This window comes from Kineococcus glutinatus, from assembly GCF_039542765.1.
Taxonomy (GTDB): domain Bacteria; phylum Actinomycetota; class Actinomycetes; order Actinomycetales; family Kineococcaceae; genus Kineococcus_A; species Kineococcus_A glutinatus.
In genome coordinates, this window is record NZ_BAABIL010000526.1 from 1 (window position 1) to 4664 (window position 4664).

Annotated in this window: 5 protein-coding genes; 3 read left to right on the forward strand and 2 right to left on the reverse strand. The window is 75.2% G+C overall.

Features of this window, described 5'->3' with window-relative positions; all coding sequences use genetic code 11:
* Positions 1 to 826 (reverse strand): putative acetyltransferase (locus ABEB16_RS17555; RefSeq protein WP_345713510.1); only part of this gene is annotated, 826 nt, incomplete at its 3' end.
* Between the two features lie 145 nt (positions 827 to 971).
* Here ABEB16_RS17555 and fdxA point away from each other — a divergent pair.
* From fdxA to ABEB16_RS17570, 3 genes are all read left to right on the forward strand, one after another.
* Entirely contained in the window at positions 972 to 1298 is a 327-nt protein-coding gene (gene fdxA, locus ABEB16_RS17560) for a ferredoxin (protein ID WP_345713511.1), read from the forward strand.
* Between the two features lie 8 nt (positions 1299 to 1306).
* A complete protein-coding gene (gene dapC, locus ABEB16_RS17565) occupies positions 1307 to 2428 on the forward strand; it encodes a succinyldiaminopimelate transaminase (protein ID WP_345713512.1) in 1122 nt (373 codons plus the stop codon).
* A 75-nt stretch (positions 2429 to 2503) separates the two neighbouring features.
* Positions 2504 to 3793 carry a citrate synthase gene (locus ABEB16_RS17570; RefSeq protein ID WP_345713513.1) on the forward strand — a complete coding sequence of 430 codons (1290 nt, stop codon included), beginning with the start codon at positions 2504 to 2506 and terminating at the stop codon, positions 3791 to 3793.
* 39 nt (positions 3794 to 3832) lie between these two features.
* On the opposite strand, the gene ABEB16_RS17575 is transcribed toward ABEB16_RS17570, so the two are convergent.
* Positions 3833 to 4664, reverse strand: an 832-nt coding sequence (locus ABEB16_RS17575) for a hypothetical protein (RefSeq protein WP_345713514.1), incomplete at its 5' end; no start/stop codon positions are given.

Below are 4664 nucleotides of genomic sequence, written 5' to 3' on the forward strand. Positions count from 1 at the left end.
CGACCTGCACCGCCGTCAGCCCCGCCCAGCCCGGCGAGGCCGAACCCCGCGCCACGACCAGCTCCCGCCCGCCGTCCCGGACGGAGGCGAAGACCTGCGCGTCGGCCGACACCAGCAGCCGCCGGGCCGCGGGCACCAGCGGCCGCCCCCGGTAACGGTAGGCGTCCAGCCACGCCGCGTCGGGCTCGGCGCGGACGTCGAGCACGAGCCCGGCCGGCAGCTCCACCTCCCGCGGCAGCCGCCGCGTCGCCGCCGTCAGCACCAGCGAGGGGGTGCGCAGCGCCCAGCCGGCCCCGGCGAGCTCCGCGTCCAGCGCCGAGGCCGGCTCGGGCACCTCCCCGCCCGCCCCCGCGGGGGTGGGCACGGTCACCACCGCCTCCACACCGTGCTCGGCGGCGAAGGCCCGCACCCGCTCCAGCGCCGCGGGCAGCGCCAGGCCGGGGGAGCCGACGGCCAGGCAGGAGTTGGCGCGGCTGGTGAAACCGCCCGAGGCGCGCAGCAGCCAGTCCCCGAGCGGGCGGGCCACCTCCGCGCGCCAGTGCGCGCCCATCAGCCGCTGCAGGTCCTCGACGCCGACCGCGCGGTGCGGCGGCTCCGGGCGCCGGGGCGCCGGCGGCACGGCCTTGGCGGCCAGCACGTCCGCGCGGGCCACCCGCACCGGCCCCCGCCGGGTGAGCACCTCCAGCGCCTCGGCGTCGACGGAGCGCAGCTCCCCCAGCGCGTCGGTGGCCGAGCCGTCGGGCAGGCGGTGGCGCACCACCACGCGCACCCCCGGCCGCAGCTCCTCCTCGCGCACCTCCAGGCGCGCCCCGGCCCGCACTCCCACGTCCCGCTCCGATCCGCTCCGGCCTGCCCCGGTCCGCCTGGTCCGCCCTTCCGGCCCGCCCCGGTCTGCACGGCGCGGGACGTCCGCGATACTAGGGACGGCGACCGGCCGCGTGCCGCGCCGATCGCGGACGAGGAGGAGACCCGTGACCTACGTCATCGCCCAGCCCTGCGTGGACGTCAAGGACAAGGCGTGCATCGAGGAGTGCCCCGTCGACTGCATCTACGAGGGCAAGCGCTCCCTCTACATCCAGCCGGACGAGTGCGTGGACTGCGGCGCGTGCGAACCGGTCTGCCCGGTGGAGGCCATCTACTACGAGGACGACGTCCCCGAGGAGTGGGAGCCCTTCACCGCCGCCAACGTCGAGTTCTTCGACAAGATCGGCTCGCCCGGCGGCGCGGCCAAGATGGGCCTCATCGACCACGACCACGCGCTGGTGGCCTCGCTGCCCCCGCAGGGCGAGGAGTCCTGAGCGGCCCGGTGCTGCGGCCCGCGCGGGCGGGGAGGGAGCTGCCCGACTTCCCCTGGGACTCCCTGGCCCCCGCCGCCGCCCGGGCGCGGGCGCACCCCGACGGCATCGTCGACCTCTCCGTCGGCACGCCCGTCGACCCCACCCCCGAGGTGGTGGCCGAGGCGCTGCGCGCGGCGGCGGACGCCCCCGGCTACCCGCAGACGTGGGGGACACCCGCGCTGCGCGAGGCCGTGGCGGCCTGGTTCGCCCGCCGCCGCGGGGTGCCCGGCCTCGACCCGGACGGGGTGCTGCCGACCATCGGCTCCAAGGAGCTGGTGGCCTGGCTGCCCACCCTGCTCGGGCTGGGGCCCGGTGACGCCGTGGCCCACCCGCGGGTGGCGTACCCGACGTACGACGTCGGCGCCCGCCTCGCCGGTGCCCGCCCGGTGCCCGTCGACGGCGTCGCCGACCTGCCCGACGACGCGCGGCTGGTGTGGCTGAACTCCCCGTCCAACCCCACCGGGCACGTCCTGGACGTGGCGGACATGGCCGCCGTGGTCGCCTGGGCGCGCGAGCGCGGCGCCGTCGTGGCCAGCGACGAGTGCTACGCCGAGCTGGGCTGGGACGAGCACCTCGACGCCGCCCGCGGCGGCCTGGTGCCCTCGGTGCTGGACCCGCGCGTCTGCGGCGGCGACCACAGCGGTCTGCTCGTCGTCTACTCCACGTCCAAGCAGTCCAACCTCGCCGGCTACCGGGCGGCCTTCGTCGCCGGCGACCCCGCCCTCGTCGCCGACCTGCTGCAGGTGCGCAAGCACGCCGGGATGATCGTGCCCCGGCCGGTGCAGGCCGCGCTGGTGGCGGCCCTCGGCGACGACGCCCACGTCGACGCCCAGCGGGAGCGCTACCGCGCGCGCCGGGAGGTGCTGCGGGAGGCGCTGGGGCGCGCCGGCTTCACCGTGGAGGCCTCCGGGGCCGGCCTCTACCTGTGGTGCACCCGCGGTGAGCCGGCCGCCGACTCGGTGTCCTGGCTCGCCGAGCGCGGCGTCCTCGTGGCGCCCGGCTCCTTCTACGGCGCCGCCGGCGCCCGGCACGTCCGGGTGGCGCTCACCGCGGGTGACGAGCGCGTCGCCGCCGCCGCACGGCGCTGGTGACGGCGGGCCGGCCCGCCTGAGAGACCGCTCACTCCGGTTGGTGGGGCCCGTCGTGTGAAAGGTACGGTCGGGGCCATGGCGGATTCCGTAACCCTGAAGCACCCGGGTGGCGAGGTGGAACTCCCGGTCGTCCCGGCGACCGCCGGCCAGCCCGGTGTCGAGGTCTCCTCCCTCATCAAGGAGGCGGGGGTGGTGACGCTCGACCCCGGCTTCACCAACACCGCCTCCACCACCTCCGCCATCACCTACATCGACGGTGACGCGGGGGTGCTGCGCTACCGCGGGTACCCCATCGAGCAGCTCGCGGAGCGCTCCAGCTTCCTCGAGGTGAGCTACCTGCTCATCTACGGCGAGCTGCCCACCGCCGACCAGCTCACGGCGTTCACCCAGCGGGTGCAGCGGCACACGCTGCTGCACGAGGACCTCAAGCGCTTCTTCGACGGCTTCCCCCGCGACGCGCACCCCATGCCGGTGCTGTCGTCGGCGGTGAGCGCGCTGTCGACCTTCTACCAGGACAGCCTCAACCCCTTCGACGAGGAACAGGTCGAGCTGTCCACGGTGCGGCTGCTGGCCAAGCTGCCCACCATCGCGGCCTACGCGCACAAGAAGAGCATCGGCCAGCCGCTGCTCTACCCGGACAACCGCCTCGGGCTGCTGGAGAACTTCCTGCGGTTGTCCTTCGGCCTGCCCGCGGAGGACTACGAGATCGACCCGGCGATGGTCAAGGCGCTGGACCTGCTGTTCGTGCTGCACGCCGACCACGAGCAGAACTGCTCCACCTCCACCGTGCGCCTCGTCGGCTCCGGGCAGGCCAACCTCTTCGCCTCCGTCTCCGCCGGCATCCACGCCCTGTCCGGTCCGCTGCACGGCGGCGCCAACAGCGCCGTCCTCACCATGCTGGACGACATCCGCGCCAGCGACGACGACGTCGACACCTTCATGACGCGGGTGAAGAACAAGGAGAAGGGCGTGCGCCTGATGGGCTTCGGCCACCGGGTGTACAAGAACTACGACCCGCGCGCGGCCATCGTGAAGAAGACGGCCGACGAGGTGCTCGGCAAGCTCGGCAAGCGCGACGAGATGCTCGACATCGCGATGCGCCTGGAGGAGATCGCCCTCCACGACGACTACTTCGTCTCCCGCAAGCTCTACCCGAACGTCGACTTCTACACGGGCCTCATCTACAAGGCGATGGGATTCCCGACGAAGATGTTCACCGTCCTGTTCGCCCTCGGCCGCCTGCCCGGCTGGATCGCGCAGTGGCGGGAGATGATGAACGACCCGCAGACGAAGATCGGCCGGCCCCGCCAGGTCTACACCGGCGTCGTGGAGCGCGACTACGTCAACCTCGGCGAGCGCGGCTGAGACCGGCGCACCACCCGCCCGGGACGTCGCCCGGGGCGCTCAGCCGCCCCGGGCGAGCCTCACGTCCACCGCGGTCGGCGGCAGCAGCGACCCCGTGCGCGCCCACCCGGCGTCCGGGGCCGAGCGCTGCCAGCGCAGCGTGCCCACGCTGACCTCCTCGACGTCGAGGACACCGGCGCGGGCCACCGCCCAGGCGCCGACGGCCCACGCCAGCCGCTCGCCCTCGGCCCCCTCGCCCGCATCGACGTGCAGCGCCGCACCGCCCGTGCCCGGCACCACGTCCACCGGCCGGTCGGCGACCTGCACGGCCAGCTCTTCGGCCAGCCGGCGGGCCCGCGCGGTCATCGCGTCGTCCCCGCCCTCCTGCGCCGACGCCCCCGACACCGGCCGCAACCGGCACGTCAGCGCCGCGGGGGAGTACCCGGTCAGGGCCGAGGCCAGCACCCGGCCCTCCGGCTCGTGGTCGCCGTAGGCCAGCGGGAACGCGCTGCGCTGCACCCGCTGCGCCGCGTCGGTGACCGGCAGGTCCCGGTAGCCCTCCACCTCCACGAGCGCGTCGTAGAACGCGTTCGTCGCGTGGACCGGGTCCTGCACCTGCTCGGCCGTCCCCCAGCCCTGGGAGGGGCGCTGCTGGAACAGGCCCAGGGAGTCGCGGTCGCCGTGGTCCAGGTTGCGCAGCGTCGACTCCTGGATGACGGTCGCCAGCGCGATCGTCGCCGCCCGCGCGGGCAGCCCCCGCCGCACCGAGATGCCCGCCACCGTGGCCGCGTTGGCCATCTGCTCCGGCGACCAGCTCGTGCTCGCCCCCTCCACCGTCGCCGTGCAGCGCTCCTGCAGCACCACGTCGCCGGCCTGCTCGCGCAGAGCGTCG

What these genes read in the sequence shown, in the direction of transcription:
- ABEB16_RS17570 (WP_345713513.1), top strand. Translation starts at nt 2,504, where the DNA reads ATGGCGGATTCCGTAACCCTGAAGCACCCGGGTGGCGAGGTGGAACTC.